This is a genomic window from Niallia sp. FSL R7-0648 (assembly GCF_038007005.1).
In the GTDB taxonomy this organism is placed as follows: Bacteria; Bacillota; Bacilli; order Bacillales; family Cytobacillaceae; genus Niallia; species Niallia circulans.
The window spans coordinates 2,903,648-2,919,575 of sequence record NZ_JBBOWE010000001.1 but is presented as its reverse complement, the minus strand read 5'-3'; the positions used below and the strand labels follow the sequence as shown (position 1 = coordinate 2,919,575).

13 protein-coding genes and 1 other annotated feature are annotated in these 15,928 nt (G+C 36.4%); of the genes, 11 read left to right on the top strand and 2 right to left on the bottom strand.

The window, feature by feature from the left end; translation table 11 throughout:
- The first annotated feature begins 4 nt into the window (after positions 1 to 4).
- The 7 genes from NSQ89_RS14360 to NSQ89_RS14330 all read left to right on the top strand — a co-directional run bounded on the left by NSQ89_RS14360 (position 5) and on the right by NSQ89_RS14330 (position 6,553).
- Positions 5 to 829, top strand: a complete 825-nt coding sequence (locus NSQ89_RS14360; RefSeq protein ID WP_047943569.1) for a cytochrome C assembly family protein — start codon at positions 5 to 7, stop codon at positions 827 to 829.
- A 38-nt stretch (positions 830 to 867) separates the two neighbouring features.
- Positions 868 to 1,803: a hydroxymethylbilane synthase gene (hemC, locus tag NSQ89_RS14355; protein ID WP_061798674.1), complete on the top strand. Its 936-nt coding sequence runs from the start codon at positions 868 to 870 to the stop codon at positions 1,801 to 1,803.
- A complete protein-coding gene (locus NSQ89_RS14350; protein ID WP_061798672.1) occupies positions 1,796 to 2,560 on the top strand; it encodes a uroporphyrinogen-III synthase in 765 nt (254 codons plus the stop codon). Before hemC ends, NSQ89_RS14350 begins: the two co-directional genes overlap by 8 nt.
- Before the next feature lie 15 nt (positions 2,561 to 2,575).
- Positions 2,576 to 3,550: a porphobilinogen synthase gene (gene hemB / locus NSQ89_RS14345; RefSeq protein WP_251687500.1), complete on the top strand. Its 975-nt coding sequence runs from the start codon at positions 2,576 to 2,578 to the stop codon at positions 3,548 to 3,550.
- A gap of 14 nt (positions 3,551 to 3,564) precedes the next feature.
- A complete protein-coding gene (hemL, locus tag NSQ89_RS14340; RefSeq protein ID WP_047943573.1) occupies positions 3,565 to 4,854 on the top strand; it encodes a glutamate-1-semialdehyde 2,1-aminomutase in 1,290 nt (429 codons plus the stop codon).
- A 206-nt stretch (positions 4,855 to 5,060) separates the two neighbouring features.
- Positions 5,061 to 5,804, top strand: coding sequence for an ABC transporter ATP-binding protein (locus tag NSQ89_RS14335; RefSeq protein ID WP_061798666.1), 744 nt, complete (start codon positions 5,061 to 5,063; stop codon positions 5,802 to 5,804).
- Positions 5,801 to 6,553 carry an ABC transporter permease gene (locus NSQ89_RS14330; RefSeq protein ID WP_341132806.1) on the top strand — a complete coding sequence of 251 codons (753 nt, stop codon included), beginning with the start codon at positions 5,801 to 5,803 and terminating at the stop codon, positions 6,551 to 6,553. The genes NSQ89_RS14335 and NSQ89_RS14330 overlap by 4 nt, the downstream gene beginning before the upstream one ends.
- Positions 6,554 to 6,839: 286 nt before the next feature.
- Here NSQ89_RS14330 and NSQ89_RS14325 read toward each other — a convergent pair whose 3' ends face one another.
- Both NSQ89_RS14325 and NSQ89_RS14320 read right to left on the bottom strand, forming a co-directional pair.
- Entirely contained in the window at positions 6,840 to 7,805 is a 966-nt protein-coding gene (locus tag NSQ89_RS14325; RefSeq protein WP_251687502.1) for an ABC transporter substrate-binding protein, read from the bottom strand.
- A gap of 10 nt (positions 7,806 to 7,815) precedes the next feature.
- A complete protein-coding gene (locus NSQ89_RS14320) occupies positions 7,816 to 8,571 on the bottom strand; it encodes a polysaccharide deacetylase family protein (RefSeq protein ID WP_341132805.1) in 756 nt (251 codons plus the stop codon).
- A 292-nt stretch (positions 8,572 to 8,863) separates the two neighbouring features.
- On the opposite strand from NSQ89_RS14320, the gene spoVID reads away from it, so the two are divergent.
- From spoVID to NSQ89_RS14300, 4 genes are all read left to right on the top strand, one after another.
- Positions 8,864 to 10,087, top strand: a complete 1,224-nt coding sequence (gene spoVID, locus NSQ89_RS14315; RefSeq protein ID WP_047943577.1) for a stage VI sporulation protein D — start codon at positions 8,864 to 8,866, stop codon at positions 10,085 to 10,087.
- A 191-nt stretch (positions 10,088 to 10,278) separates the two neighbouring features.
- Entirely contained in the window at positions 10,279 to 11,367 is a 1,089-nt protein-coding gene (ysxE, locus tag NSQ89_RS14310) for a spore coat protein YsxE (RefSeq protein WP_235844482.1), read from the top strand.
- A 167-nt stretch (positions 11,368 to 11,534) separates the two neighbouring features.
- Positions 11,535 to 11,764, top strand: a binding site (T-box leader).
- Between the two features lie 68 nt (positions 11,765 to 11,832).
- Complete coding sequence (locus tag NSQ89_RS14305) at positions 11,833 to 14,478, top strand: valine--tRNA ligase (protein ID WP_095322606.1); 2,646 nt, start codon at positions 11,833 to 11,835, stop codon at positions 14,476 to 14,478.
- Positions 14,479 to 14,623: 145 nt separating this feature from the next.
- Positions 14,624 to 15,925: a bifunctional folylpolyglutamate synthase/dihydrofolate synthase gene (locus NSQ89_RS14300; protein WP_047943579.1), complete on the top strand. Its 1,302-nt coding sequence runs from the start codon at positions 14,624 to 14,626 to the stop codon at positions 15,923 to 15,925.
- Positions 15,926 to 15,928 lie beyond the last annotated feature (3 nt).

The following is a 15,928-nucleotide window of genomic DNA, read 5'->3' as shown; positions in this document are numbered from 1 at the left end:
GTTGATGCAGGATATTTTTATGACTAGGCTCCATGAATTCACGATTATTCTTTATGCGTTATCTGTGCTATTATATTTTTTTGATTTTATGCATAATAACCAGAGAGCAAATCGAGTCGCTTTCTGGTTACTTTTATTTGTCTGGATATTACAATCATCTTTCCTAATTATCTATATAATGGAGATGAATAGGTTTCCGATTCTCACAATTATGGAAGGACTATACTTTTATTCTTGGGTATTGGTAACCTTTTCTTTGGTAATAAATAAGTGGTTGGAAATTGATTTTATTGTGTTTTTTACTAATGTTGTCGGATTTATTGTTATGGCAATACATACTTTTGCGCCTGCACGCGATTCTGCGATAACTCATGCGGAACAGGTTGTTTCTGAGTTACTGTTCATTCATGTAACAGCAGCCCTTTTAGCCTATGGTATGTTTACGATCTCTTTTATTCTTTCTGTTCTTTATTGTATACAATATGATTTATTGAAACAGAAAAAATGGGGAAGGAGAGTTATGCGGATCGCTGATTTAGCCAAACTAGAACATATATCTTACTTATTAAGTGTGTTTGGTGTACCATTATTATTAATTGGTTTAATTCTTGGGGTGCAATGGGCCATTATTCAAAAACCAGATTTTCTCTGGTATGATCCGAAAATAATCAGCTCCTTTATTGTGTTACTCGTCTATAGCAGCTTTTTGTATTTACGAGTTTCCCAAAAAATGAGGGGGAAAAATATTGCCCTCTTAAATATTGCTAGTTTTTTAATTATGTTAATTAATTTCTTGTTAGTAGGTAATTTTTCCACCTTTCATTATTAAAAGGAAGACTACATAACGGAAATGTTGGAGGTACTTTTATGCGTAAAATAATTGTTGGTTCGAGGAAAAGTAAGCTTGCCATTACTCAGACGAATTGGGTAATTAATCAGCTGAAGAAATTAGATTCTTCTTTTGAATTTGAAGTGAAGGAAGTGGTTACAAAGGGAGATGTTGTGCTCGATGTCACTTTATCCAAGGTTGGAGGAAAGGGGCTATTTGTAAAAGAAATCGAGCAAAGTATGCTGGATAAGGAAATTGATATTGCTGTTCACAGTATGAAAGATATGCCGGCTGAGCTTCCAAAAGGATTAACCATTGGCTGTATTCCTGAGCGTGAGGATTATCGAGATGCTTTGATTAGTAAAAATCATATCTCTTTAAAAGATTTAAGAGAAGGGGCAGTCATTGGGACAAGCAGCTTGCGAAGAGGTGCTCAATTACTTGCAGTTCGTCCTGACCTTGAAATCAAATGGATACGCGGAAATATAGATACCCGTCTAAATAAGCTAGAAACAGAAGAATATGATGCCATCATATTAGCTGCTGCTGGGTTAGCGAGAATGGGATGGACAAGTGATGTAGTGACAGAGTTTTTAGAGCCTGAAGTCTGCTTGCCGGCAGTTGGTCAAGGTGCCCTTGCTATTGAATGCCGTGAAGATGATAAAGAGGTATTAGAACTTCTAAGCAAGCTGTCCAACCAAGATACGACGCGTACTGTTTATGCAGAAAGAGCCTTTTTACAGCGTATGGAAGGCGGCTGCCAAGTTCCGATCGCAGGATTTGCACAAGTGAAAGAAAATGAAGTGTCATTAACAGCATTAGTTATTTCACCTGATGGGAAACAGATATATAAGGAAGAAGTATCAGGGGAAAATCCAGTAGAAGTAGGGGAGCAAGCAGCAGCCATTTTAACAGACAAAGGTGCAAAGGGCTTGATTGATCGATTGAAAGAGGAGAATATTATCGATGGCTAATCAGCTTCTTGGAAAAAAAATTCTCGTCCCACGATCAAAAAAACAAGCGAGTGTCTTGTCAAAGCAGATTATTGATTTAGGCGGTATTCCAGTTGAAGTACCATTAATCGCGTTTCGAGAAAAGCAACTTCCAGATGAAGTAATTGCTTCTTTAAAAAATAAAGCATATGATTGGCTTGTCTTTACGAGCCGTAATGGAGTCGATGCTTTTTTTAAAGAAATGCACAGATTAGAATTAACCATTGTTGCTCAAATAGCCGTTATCGGTGAAAAGACGACAGCTGCTATTGCGGAATATGGGTATCAAGCAGATTTTATGCCGACATATTTTGTTGCTGAACAGTTTGCAACAGAGTTTGCAGCAGTGCTGGAAAAAAAACAGAGAGTTTTAATTATAAAAGGAAACAGATCAAGAGAATTTCTAGCAGAGCAATTAAAGAAAATATGTTTACAAGTAGATGAAGCTATATTGTATGAAACGTATTTCCCACTAGAGAGTGAAGAGCTGCTTGTTGATGAAATAAAGAAGAATGATATAGAGGTATTGCTTTTTACCAGTTCCTCCACCGCCCATCATTTTATGCAAATCATCAAAAAACATCAATTGATTGATAGGGTGGAAAGGTGTATTGTGATTAGCATTGGGCCAATCACAACAGAAACTTTGCACAGCTATGGGATGCATGTAACGATTACAGCAAAACCATATACAACTGATAGTATTCTGGAACATTTAGTGCAGTATTTAACAAAATAATTTGGAGGTAAGACCATGGTTGAATTTAAACGTCATCGCAGATTAAGACAATCTGCTAATATGAGAGCATTAGTGAAAGAAACATATGTACATTTGGATGATTTAATTTATCCGATTTTTATTACAGAAGAAGAAAATAGCAAGACTGAAATTTCTTCTATGCCTGGCATTTATCAGTTTTCAATTGATCGGTTGAAGGAAGAAATGGATGAAGTTCAGGCGCTGGGAATCAAATCTGTGTTATTATTCGGTATTCCAAAGGAAAAAGACGAATGTGGAACACAAGCATTCCACGATCATGGTATTGTTCAGGAAGGTATCAAATATATTAAAGCCAACTATCCGGACATGATTGTCATTGCAGATACATGCTTATGTGAATATACTAGCCACGGACATTGTGGTGTAATTGAAGCTGGAAGAGTGCTTAATGATGAATCATTAGAATTGCTTGTGAAGGCTGCGGTCAGCCAAGCGGAAGCTGGAGCGGATATTATTGCTCCTTCTAATATGATGGATGGCTTTGTAGCAGCTATTAGAAAAGGTTTAGATGAAGCTGGATTCATTGATATACCAATTATGAGTTATGCTGTAAAATATGCTTCTGCTTTTTACGGTCCATTCCGTGAAGCTGCTGATAGTACCCCACAATTTGGCGATCGCAAAGCCTATCAAATGGATCCCGCTAATCGTCTGGAAGCATTTAGAGAAGCAGAAAGTGATGTGGCAGAAGGAGCAGATTTTCTTATTGTTAAGCCAGGTCTTCCTTATTTAGATATTGTTCGTGATATGAAAAATGAATGGAATTTGCCGATTGTTACCTATAATGTAAGTGGAGAATACAGCATGGTAAAAGCTGCGGCACAAAATGGCTGGATTGAGGAAGATAGAATTATAATGGAAACTATGACTAGTATGAAACGTGCTGGAGCAGATTTAATTATCACCTATTTTGCTAAAGATGTTGCACGTATGTTAAAAGAACAATAAAGGAGGAAAGTTAAATGCGTTCCTATCAAAAATCAGAAGCTGCATATAAAGAAGCAGTAGAGTTAATGCCAGGAGGGGTAAATAGCCCGGTCCGTGCTTTTAAATCTGTTAAAAGAAACCCGGTGTTTATGGAGGCAGGGAAAGGCTCGAAAATCTTTGATATTGATGGCAATGAATATATTGACTATGTTTTATCATGGGGGCCGCTTATTTTAGGACATGCTGATGATCGAGTAGTCGAGGGAATTAAAAAGGTTGCTGAAAAAGGAACTAGTTTTGGAGCACCAACGTTAATTGAAAACGAGCTTGCTGCTCTTGTAAAAGAACGTGTGCCGAGTATCGAAATCGTTCGGATGGTTTCCTCCGGCACAGAGGCTACAATGAGTGCAATCCGTTTAGCTCGCGGCTATACGGGTAGAAATAAAATTCTGAAATTTGAAGGCTGTTATCATGGACATGGCGATTCTTTGCTTATTAAAGCAGGATCTGGGGTAGCCACACTTGGTTTACCAGATAGTCCTGGAGTGCCCGAAAGTGTTGCAGCAAATACGATTACAGTTGCTTATAATGATTTAGAGAGTGTAAAATATGCCTTTTCTATGTATGGGGAAGACATTGCAGCTATTATTGCGGAGCCGGTTGCGGGAAATATGGGAGTTGTTCCTCCAAAGCCAGGATTTCTGCAAGGACTGCGTGATGTGACAACAGAATATGGTGCATTACTTATTTTTGATGAAGTCATGACAGGATTCCGTGTGGACTACGGATGCGCGCAGGGTTACTTTGGCATTACCCCTGATATAACTTGTCTCGGAAAAGTAATTGGAGGAGGATTACCTGTTGGTGCATATGGTGGAAAAGCAGAAATTATGAACCAAATTGCGCCAAGCGGACCGATATACCAAGCTGGTACATTATCTGGTAATCCACTTGCAATGACAGCAGGTTTTGAAACAATATCGCAATTAACAAAAGATACGTATAAAGAGTTTATCCGAAAAGCGGATCGTTTAGAAGAAGGCTTAAAAGCAGCAGCTGCAAAATATGAAATTCCGTTTACAGTAAATCGTGCTGGCTCTATGATTGGTTTCTTCTTTACTAATGAAGATGTAAAAGATTATGAAAGTGCAAAAACATCTAATCTAGATTACTTTGCAGCCTTTTATAATAGTATGTTAGAACAAGGCGTATTTCTTCCTCCTTCTCAATTTGAAGGGATGTTCTTATCTACGGCATTATCGGATGAGGATATTGAGCATACGATTCTTGCTGCTGAACAAGCTTTTTCTACGTTGAAAGCTTAAATTAAAACTGTAAAATAACTTATTAGTTATAGCAAAATAAAACAGCCTAAAATCCCCATGGCAATTTATCGGGATTTTAGGCTGTTTTAGTTGTTCCCATCTTTCTATGCGTTCAAATTACCTAGAACTGTCGATTTTTTGCCACTTTATGAAGGGAAATAGTATGTTATGATGCAACTATTAATAGGACAAGAAGGGATTTTTTCATGGATTCATTTGTAAAGATGCAGGACGTTAGTTTTACGTATGATCATACTACTATCTTAAATAAAATCAATTTGAATTTAGAAAAGGGCAAATCATATGCTTTAATTGGTAAGTCTGGAGTGGGGAAAAGTACACTTCTCCATCTTCTCGCTGGTTTCTTAAACCCAACGGAAGGAGAAATATTAATGGATGGGAAGAGAATCCAGCATCCACAAAAGGATATTGGCTTTATGTTTCAAGATTTAGGCCTTTTTCCTTGGTTAAATGTATTTGATGCTATTTCAATGCCTTTAAAATTAGATAATAGAAAAGCGAAACAGGAAATAAAGGATAGGGTAACAGCGTTAATAAGAGAAGTTGGGTTAAGTGGGATGGAGAGTAAATATCCAACGGAGTTAAGTGGAGGGCAGCAGCAAAGGGTAGCTTTAGCAAGAACACTTATTAATAAACCTGATTTGTTGTTAATGGATGAGCCAACATCTACATTAGATGAAATGACAAAAGAACAAATTCAACAGTTAATTGCTGAGCAGGTGGAAAAACGGCAGACCACGTTACTGTTTGTTACGCATAATATTGAAGAGGCAGTCCTTCTGGGGGAGTTTATTTTATTGCTACAAGATAATGGGGATATCGAGACGATTGAAAATCCGCTATTTAGAGTAGAGAGAGCAAAGGACAATTTATCCTTCTATAAGGCTTGTATTGAAGTACGAAAAAGATTAGCGGCGGTACATGTATGAACAAAATTATGAAAAAAATCATCGTGAATCAACTATTCTTAGGTTTTATAAGTGTCGGTTTATTTTGGTATACTGTCTATTTTCTCCTCCAGTCTCACACTATCCCCTCCCCGCTTTTAACAGTTACTTATATGTGGCAAGAAAAATATATATTGCTTCTTCATTCAGGAGCTAGTTTGTTAAGAATTTTCATTGCTTTATTCATTTCTTTGGTAATAGGTATTCCAGTGGGAATTATTTTAGGGAAAAATAAGCGAGTTAATACCTGGCTATCCCCATTTTTATATTATATATATCCAATTCCCAAAGTAGCATTTTTACCGATATTTATGATTTTGTATGGTCTAGGAAACCAGTCTAAAATCATGTTAATTATTTGGATTATTATTTTTCAAATCATTTTGTCTGTCAGAGATGGTGTCTTACAAATACCAGCAAGCTATTTCAAAGTGATGAACGGCTATCGGGCATCTATTTTCCAGCAATTTATCTATTTAATTTTTCCAGTAATACTACCAGCGATATTTACGGGGATAAGAATCAGCATAGGGATTAGTTTAGCAACCTTATTTTTTGCCGAAAACTATGCAACGACATATGGAATTGGCTACTATATTATCAGCGCTTGGACAAAAATGAATTATGAAGAAATGTTCGCAGGAATTGTAGCCTTAGGATGTATTGGTTCATTGCTATTTATTTTATTAGATAAACTAGAATTAAAAACGACACCTTGGAATTATAAGTAAAAAGAGATAAATATAGTTTAGGGGGAAGGGGATAATTTGCCCCATTTAAATTTAAGAAAGTAGGCTGGGGAAATCACCCGCAGATTGAATACATTTGGCTTGGTTTTCTCACAACTCTTATAGGAGCGTTTTAGGGCTTGTATAAATAAAAAGATTCTCCTATATGCTGCATGTATCAATGCAATCAATACGCAGTAAGGAGAATCTACTATGATAATAACCGTAATCAAAATAAATCAAGTATACTTGTATTCAGTCTGCTCTGTTTTCCTAAAAATTGTCCCTTTTAATTTGGCAACAAAGTAAAGTCGGTTAAATCTTCATAGGAATAGCTTTCTTTAATTTGCCCTTTCTCTTTTGTCCATTGAACAATGGAATCAAAGGAATTTTTTGGCACTACACTTGCATAAGGAAAGCTCTCTTTTGTTGTTAAATAGTTGCTCATAGCTTCAGGAAATTGGTATTTAGTTAATATATCAGCATATTCCTTTGCTTTTGTATTGTTCATATAGTCAATAGCTTCATTATAAGCTTTATAAAACGCTTTGATATCTGCTGGTTTAGAGGATATTAGTTCATCTGAAAATAGAATGGATCCTCCTTTAATTCCTGCATCTGTTGAGCTTCCTAAAAGGTGAGCACCTTGGCTGACTAGCATGCTAGCCTGTGGTTCTGTAAAGACAACTCCATCCACTTTGTCTGCCATAAGTGCTTCTGCACGACCAGAAAAAGAAGGGATTTCCACGATATTATAAGTGAAGTCTTCTTTCGCTGCAAAATCATCCATAATATATTCCAAGATAAAATTCGGCACAAGGGAAACATTTTTTCCATCTAACTCTTTCATCTCTGTCACTCCTGAGTTTGGAGAGGATAGTATTTTAAAATCTTCACTTATATCAGAAGTAATCTTCATCTTTATGCCATTTTCCATAAAAGCTGCTGCTGTCATGACATCTGCGATTGTTCCGTCTACTTCATTCGCTTGGATGGCAACATTTCGATCAGTTGGAGCAGAGAAGGATTTGATGGAAACCTTTATTCCTTCTTTATCAAAGTAGCCATTTTCCTTTGCTAAAATAATTGGTATTGCTGATTCTGCTGGCAAAATGCCGATAGTTAGTTCTTCACTGGATGGTTTTTCAGACGTGTTATTTTCTGGATTATCTGTTTTAGTTGTGGCTGTCTTTTCACAAGCAGCAGTAATTAAAACGAAAACGAGTATGAAGGATAGTGTCCATATTTTTTTCATCATCTTCCTCCTAAATGGTTACAATTTTCTTAAATGCCTCTAAGTCTATTAAATAAGGAATGGCATTTCTTTTTAGTAAAAGGGGATTACTCCGCATATCATTGTGACCATTTTCACAAGTGAATGCAAGTTTAAATTCTTTTTCTTTTAAAGTGAGTATATTGGATTCATTGAATAGGCCAAATGGATAGGCAAATACATTTTTATGGTTGATTAGAATATGTTCGTTGCATTCGTCTAGATCTTTGGCAAAAGTTTCTTTACTAGAAGTCATTAATAGACTTTCTGACTCACTTGTACGTATATGCATTTGATGTGTGTGATTGGCATATTCAAATACGTCTTTCATTTCCTCTAGGTCACTTGTAGATAAACAGACAGATTTATCTTTTTCAAATATGCGTTTGTTATCATGCAGCCAACCTGTTACCACAAATGCTGTTGCGTGAAATTGATATTTTTTTAGAATCGGGTAAGCATATTCTTTGATGGATTGAAAGCAGTCATCAAAAGTAAGTAATATTGATTTTTCGGGTAAGGAATTGCCTCCTTCATAATATGCCTTTACTTCCTCTAAAGATAAAGTGTGGAAACCATTGTTAAATAAATACTCCATTTGTTGTTCAAATTTTTCTAGTGTAATGAAAAGGGGAGAGGGCAAGAAATCCTTATATGCTTGTTTGACATCAATTGGATGTAGTTCTGCTGCTTGAAAATCTTCCTCTTTTCTTATTTCGTGGTACATTAACACAGAAAAAGCCATCATAAAACCTCCTCTTTAATAAAATGCAGAATTCCTGCATTTCCAATTTAAGTAATTTTGTTAACTTACAAAATCTTCTTTTATTATATCGGACCATAATGGGAAAAAACGGCTAGAAGTATAAATAGTTTTAACAATTTGGTGTATAAATTCAGAAAAATAAGATTTTTTGTTGAGATTCGATTCTTTCTTAGCCAAACAAATAAAAGAAATATTCATAAAGTGTTACAGATAATCATAAGTTTTTAAAGACAATAGTGATATACACGTGAAAGGAATGAGAGGAGGAGTCGCTTTGTCTCAAGAAAATTCGTCTATTTTACGGTTTTCATTGGAAGAGTCCGTCTGGTTTCAAAAAGGACAGGAAGTAGCAGATCTGCTTTCCATTTCACTTGATCCCAATATAACGATCCAAGAGAACGATCAGTATATTATCATTCAAGGCTCTTTAGAGCTTAGTGGTGAATACAAGCGCTACAATGAAGGGGAACAAGAAGAGGAGGAGGTTTTTAAGGCTCCTAAATTAGTTCATTCTGTAATGGAGAGAGAGGAAGGGGTATGTGAATTTTTACACCATTTCCCTGTTGATATTACGATTCCTCTTGAAAGAGTGACAAGTCTTGATGATGTGGAAATCGAGATTGACACTTTTGATTATGTTTTTCCCGAAAGAAGCTGCTTAAATTTAACGGCTGATTTAACTATTTCTGGCTTGGCTGCTGAAGAAGTGGAGGAAGATATAGCGGAGGAAATAGAAGAAGAGTTGGAAGTAGCACGGCATACGGAAAAAGAGGCAGAAATAGTGGAAGAGAAGGCAGAAGAAGTGGAACTAGTACGGGATCATTCGAAGGAAGAGGAGGAGGACGTTTTAACTGATTCCATAGAAGAACCTGTTGAAATTGCGGTTAGTCCATTTCAAATTGTTAGTCCCTTACTAGAAGAATTGCGTGAAGAGAAGGAAACAGAGGATGACTTATACTCTTCCTTCGAGTTAGAGGTTAGAAAGACTCCAGAAGAGGAGGATGAATGGAGCACAAACGAACATACAAAGATCCCTTATTTTTCTGAGGCAGTTAGAAAGGAGGATGAGACTACTCCTGCAGAGCCAGAGATGAAAGTTTCCATATTACGGAGTGAAGAAAAAGTATTTTCTGCAGAAGAAGTCTTTCAAAAACCAGATCACGAATCCTCCACTGAAGTAAAGCAAGAAGAGGTTGTTTTGGAAGAAGAGGAACTAGAAGAATCATCTTCTTCTCCTAATGAGGAGCCTAAAAAGAAGAAAGGCTTCTTTAATAAAACAAAGTCTCTTACTTTTACAGAATTTTTTGCTAGAAAAGAAGAAGAGAAGCATACAAAAGTGAAAGTTTGTATTGTACAGCAAGGCGATACATTAGAAAAATTAAGTGACCGATATAATGTAAATATCCATGCATTGTTAAAAGAAAATCGCATGGAAGCAAATCAAGATATCTATGAGGGGCAAGTTTTGTATATTCCCAGGAATTTTGTAGAGAAATAGGGCACAAACAGCAGGCAGGAGAAAATCCTGCTTGACTGTTTTTCTTGGCTTTTCAACCGTCTTTTGCTCTTGAAGTTTAAACAGTAAGAGAGTGAAAGGAATTGGGGAGGAAAACAAAATAGAGTCGATTGTTAATCGAATATATGGTAAATGCCCGAATCGTCAACTAACCATCGATAGAAACGGAGAAGATGGCAGTTTCACTTTATGAGAAAGTGTGGGCGGATATGAATGAACAAAATATATTAAAGAAGTATACACCAATTTTGAAGCCATATGCAGTCGAACCGAATTTTGTAGAGGAGTTCGGAAAAGTAGCGAAGATTTACAGTAGTAAAGGAACTTTTGCTTTGAAACGAATGGATCCTCATCAAGGTGCAGATTTCACCCGTCATATTCGAATGCTATATCAAAAAGGATATAATCGGATTGTCCCGATCTATCCAGCTGTGGATGGAAGATACGCTATTTTTTATGACAATAAGCTGTTTTACTTAATGCCATGGTTACCAAATGAGGAAAGAGAGAATTATTCCAGGAAGCATCAGCAAATGTTTCGCGAGCTTGCACGACTTCATATCTTATCTTCGAAAGAAGTGAAAATTGAGAAGGAAGATCGACAGGAGCATTTTGAAAATACACAGTTAGATATTGAAAAAGAACAAGAGTTTTTAAATGGTTTTATTGAGCTATGTGAAAATAAAGAGTATATGTCACCATTTGAATTAATGTTCTGTCTGTATTACCATGACATTCGGCAGGCGTTGATCTATTCGGAAACAAAGCTAAAAGAATGGTATGAGGAAACGAAAGAAGATGAAAAGGCAAGAGTCTCCATTATTCATGGGAAACTGTCATCAGAGCATTTTCTTTATGATGATAGAGGATATGGTTACTTTACTAATTTTGAAAAAGCTAGGTATGGAACGGCAAGTCATGATTTACTTCCATTTCTCTCACGCTCCTTAAAAACAGGACCGAAGCAGAATGATGAATGCATTGAGTGGCTATATACGTACTTTAAGCATAATCCGTTAAAATACGATGAAATGCTATTATTTTTAAGTTATTTAGCTCATCCTGGCCCCGTTATTCGAGTTTGTGAGAAGTATATGAAAGCAAATAAGAAAGACATTAATGAACGGAAATATGTTCAAAAGCTGCTTAAACAATATTGGCTTTTAAAAAATACCGAATATGTTGTCATGCGGGTGGATGAGATAGAAAGACAAAAAAAAGCACAGCAGGATGCTGCGGAACAAGCAGAGACCCAGGATTAAAAAACTTGGGTCTATTATTATTGGGTACTATAATTGTCACCATTTTTTCTCGTGTTCATAAAGTAAAGACAAACAAAAAAAGGAAATGAATAAAATTAAAAAATTTAGGCAATCCTTATTGACGAGATTAAGTTATTTTCGGTAGTATAGCATATATAAAATAAATTATTAAAGCAATGACAGGGAGTAGTACAGTGTAAGTTGTTTCAAAGAGAGGAAATCATTTGCTGTGAGATTTCTATTCAACCCATTGGAAGGTAGCCCTCGAGCTTCTTTTGCGAACGGTGTGCTTATTAGTAAAAGACGGACAGTATCCGATATCATCTTTTAAAGAGCCAATACCTATTTTGTATTGGAAAAAAGGTGGTACCGCGAACAAACTCCATTCGTCCTTTTAAGACGAGTGGAGTTTTTTTATTTGCTTTTAAAAAAAGTACAAAGGAACAGGATAAGGAGGAAATTAGGATGGAAATGAAAGAAATCTCCATGCCGACAAAGTATGATCCAGCAAGTATTGAAAAGGGTCGCTATGATTGGTGGTTAGAAGGCAAATTTTTTGAGGCAAAGCCAGATGAAGGAAAAAAGCCTTATACAATCGTAATCCCGCCTCCAAATGTAACAGGTAAACTGCATTTAGGGCATGCATGGGATACAACATTACAAGATATATTGACAAGAATGAAAAGAATGCAAGGCTATGATGTACTATGGTTACCTGGAATGGACCACGCCGGTATTGCTACCCAAGCAAAAGTAGAAGAAAAGCTGCGCGCCCAAAATATTAGCAGATATGATCTTGGCCGTGAAAAATTTGTAGAAGAAACATGGAAATGGAAAGAGGAATATGCAAGTCACATTCGTGCCCAATGGTCTAAATTAGGTCTAGGATTAGATTATTCTCGTGAAAGATTCACATTAGATGAAGGGCTATCCAAAGCAGTTCGTGAAGTATTCGTTTCTTTATATAATAAAGGGCTTATCTACCGCGGAGAATACATTATCAACTGGGACCCAGCTACCAAAACAGCGCTCTCTGATATTGAGGTAATCTATAAGGATGTACAAGGTGCCTTTTATCATATGAAATATCCTTTAGCAGATGGATCTGGTTATATTGAAGTAGCGACAACTCGTCCAGAAACAATGTTAGGCGATTCAGGTGTTGCTGTTCATCCTAAAGATGAAAGATACCAGCATTTAATTGGTAAGAAAGTAGTTTTACCGATTGTAGGAAGAGAAATTCCGATTGTTGCGGATGATTATGTGGAAATGGACTTTGGTTCAGGCGCTGTTAAAATGACTCCAGCCCATGATCCTAATGATTTTGAAGTTGGAAACCGTCATAATTTAGAAAGAATCCTGGTAATGAACGAAGACGGTACAATGAATGAGCGTGCTGGTAAATATGAAGGAATGGACCGTTTCGAGTGTCGTAAACAAATCGTCAAAGATTTACAAGAAATGGGTGTTTTATTCAAAATCGAAGAGCATATGCATTCTGTTGGTCATTCTGAGCGAAGTGGGGCAGTAGTAGAGCCATATCTATCTACCCAATGGTTCGTTAAAATGCAGCCATTGGCTGATGAGGCAATCGCCTTGCAAGATAAAGAGGATCAAAAAGTTAACTTTGTTCCAAATCGCTTTGAAAACACATATATGCGCTGGATGGAAAATATTCGTGATTGGTGTATTTCTCGTCAGCTTTGGTGGGGACATCGTATTCCTGCTTGGTATCATAAAGAAACAGGTGAAGTTTATGTAAATCATGAAGCACCAGCAGATATAGAAAATTGGACACAAGAGACAGACGTATTAGATACATGGTTCAGTTCAGCGTTATGGCCATTCTCTACATTGAACTGGCCAAATACAGAGGCAGAAGACTATAAGCGCTATTATCCTACTGCTGCTTTAGTAACTGGATATGATATTATTTTCTTCTGGGTATCTCGCATGATTTTCCAAGGTCTTGAGTTTACTGGGGAAAGACCATTTAAAGATGTATTAATTCATGGACTTGTTCGGGATGAACAAGGTCGCAAAATGAGTAAGTCTTTAGGAAACGGTGTCGATCCTATGGATGTAATTGCTAAGTATGGTGCAGACTCCTTACGTTATTTCTTATCAACAGGAAGTTCACCAGGTCAGGATTTACGTTTCAGTATTGAAAAAGTAGAGTCTACTTGGAACTTTGCGAATAAGATTTGGAATGCTTCCCGTTTTGCGTTAATGAACATGGATGGTTTAACGTATGATGAGATTGATTTATCAGGTGAAAAATCAGTTGCGGATAAGTGGATCTTAACGAGATTGAACGAAACAATTGAAACAGTGACACGTCTATCTGAACGCTATGAGTTTGGAGAAGTAGGAAGAGTCCTTTATAACTTTATCTGGGATGATTTCTGTGACTGGTATATTGAGATGGCGAAGCTTCCATTATACGGTGATGATGAAGCGGCAAAACTAACAACTCGCTCTATTTTAGCGTACGTGCTTGATAATACAATGCGTTTATTACATCCATTTATGCCATTTATCACAGAAGAAATCTGGCAAAACCTTCCGCATGCTGGCGAATCGATTACCGTTGCGGACTGGCCAGAAGTAAATCAGGCATTCACAGATGAGAAAGCTGCAAATGATATGAAACTGCTTGTTGAGATTATTCGCTCTGTTCGTAACAGCCGTGCAGAAGTAAACACACCAATGAGCAAGAAAATCAGCATTTTATTAAAAGCTAAAGATGAAGAGGTAAAAGCTACCCTTCTTGAAAATAAATCTTTTATTGAGCGTTTCTGCAACCCGGAAACATTAAGTATTGATACAGATATTGCTGTTCCGGATAAAGCTATGACGGCTGTAGTAACAGGTGCTGAAATTATTCTTCCTTTAGAAGGTTTAATTAATATGGAGGAAGAAATAGCTCGATTAAATAAAGAGTTAGAGAAATGGAATAAAGAAGTAGAACGTGTTCAAAAGAAATTAAGCAATGAAGGCTTTGTAAAAAAAGCGCCAGAAAAAGTAATTAACGAGGAAAAGGCAAAAGAAAAAGATTATTTAGAAAAACGTGCTGCAGTGGAAGCGCGTATTAATGAATTAAAAGGTTAATTTCATAGTAGAACGAAGGGTGTCTCCGCTATCAAACCTTTGAGGCACCCTTCTTCTATGGAGGAAGCATTTACTTTTCATAATACTAGCTAAAGTTAATTAGAGCATATACTGGCAATCATTAATCTTATAAGAGGGTGTAGCAATGTTTCATAATTATGAAGAAGCATTAAATTGGATTCATTCTCGTTTGCGTTTTGGAATAAAGCCTGGGTTAACAAGAATGGAAATGATGATGGAAAAGCTAAACCATCCGGAAAAACAGATAAAGACAGTTCATATAGGTGGAACAAATGGAAAGGGATCTACTGTAACTTACTTAAGAAATATTCTGCAACAAGCAGGATTAACAGTTGGAACCTTTACCTCTCCATACATCGAACAATTTAATGAGAGAATTAGTGTAAACGGAATAGCAATTAGCGACGAAGAAATTTTAGTATTAGCAAATAAATTATTACCAATTGTCGAAGAAATGGATCAGATGGAGATTGGCGGACCAACTGAATTTGAAATTATTACAGCGATGTCTTTCTACTATTTTGCTTATATCAATAAAATAGATATTGTCATTTATGAGGTAGGATTAGGTGGTCGTTTTGACTCAACAAATATCATCTCCCCTTTGCTTTCTATTATTACAAGTATAGGATTAGACCATACAGCGATTTTAGGAGACACCTATGAAAAAATCGCCTTTGAAAAAGCTGGCATTATTAAAACAGATACACCGATTATTGCAGCAGTGAAACAAAAGGGTGCTCAAAAAGTAATCGTAAATCAGGCAAATGAAAGGAAAGCGCCTATCTATCTATTAGATAAAGATTTTATGATAGATAAATACCATTCAACACCTACTAGTGAATCATTTGGATTAAAGTCCATATTTTTTAAATGGGAAGATTTACAGATTACCATGTTTGGTAAGCACCAAGTGGAAAATGCATCACTAGCTGTAATGGGTGCCCATCTATTGCAGGATACCTTTGAATCCATAAATGAAGATAGTATTCGAAAGGGATTATTTCAATCCAAATGGCCTGGCAGATTGGAAATTCTGTCAGAACATCCTTTTGTCGTAGTAGATGGGGCACATAATGAAGAAGGAATCGATGCACTGGTAGATGTATTAATTAATCGCTATAAAGATAAGAAAAAGCATATTATCTTTGCAGCACTTTCTGATAAAAAAACGGACAAAATGATTGCTAAATTGGATCAAGTGGCAACAACAATTACTTTTGTTACATTTGATTTTCCACGAGCTGCAAGCAGCAAGACATTATATGAAGAAAGTAATCATCCATTAAAGGATCAGAACAGTGATTGGAAGAAAGCTATTCTCAATCAATTGGAAAAGCTTACAGCAGATGACCTATTCCTCATAACGGGATCTTTGTACTTTATTTCGGAAGTGAAGGAATTTTGGAAAAATTATCAGAAATAACTA

What these genes read in the sequence shown, in the direction of transcription:
- NSQ89_RS14350 (WP_061798672.1), top strand. Translation starts at nt 1,796, where the DNA reads ATGGCTAATCAGCTTCTTGGAAAAAAAATTCTCGTCCCACGATCAAAA.
- hemB (WP_251687500.1), top strand. Translation starts at nt 2,576, where the DNA reads ATGGTTGAATTTAAACGTCATCGCAGATTAAGACAATCTGCTAATATG.
- hemL (WP_047943573.1), top strand. Translation starts at nt 3,565, where the DNA reads ATGCGTTCCTATCAAAAATCAGAAGCTGCATATAAAGAAGCAGTAGAG.
- NSQ89_RS14335 (WP_061798666.1), top strand. Translation starts at nt 5,061, where the DNA reads ATGGATTCATTTGTAAAGATGCAGGACGTTAGTTTTACGTATGATCAT.
- NSQ89_RS14300 (WP_047943579.1), top strand. Translation starts at nt 14,624, where the DNA reads ATGTTTCATAATTATGAAGAAGCATTAAATTGGATTCATTCTCGTTTG.
- hemC (WP_061798674.1), top strand. Translation starts at nt 868, where the DNA reads ATGCGTAAAATAATTGTTGGTTCGAGGAAAAGTAAGCTTGCCATTACT.
- NSQ89_RS14330 (WP_341132806.1), top strand. Translation starts at nt 5,801, where the DNA reads ATGAACAAAATTATGAAAAAAATCATCGTGAATCAACTATTCTTAGGT.
- ysxE (WP_235844482.1), top strand. Translation starts at nt 10,279, where the DNA reads ATGGCAGTTTCACTTTATGAGAAAGTGTGGGCGGATATGAATGAACAA.
- NSQ89_RS14360 (WP_047943569.1), top strand. Translation starts at nt 5, where the DNA reads ATGCAGGATATTTTTATGACTAGGCTCCATGAATTCACGATTATTCTT.
- NSQ89_RS14325 (WP_251687502.1), bottom strand. Translation starts at nt 7,805, where the DNA reads ATGAAAAAAATATGGACACTATCCTTCATACTCGTTTTCGTTTTAATT.
- NSQ89_RS14320 (WP_341132805.1), bottom strand. Translation starts at nt 8,571, where the DNA reads ATGATGGCTTTTTCTGTGTTAATGTACCACGAAATAAGAAAAGAGGAA.
- NSQ89_RS14305 (WP_095322606.1), top strand. Translation starts at nt 11,833, where the DNA reads ATGGAAATGAAAGAAATCTCCATGCCGACAAAGTATGATCCAGCAAGT.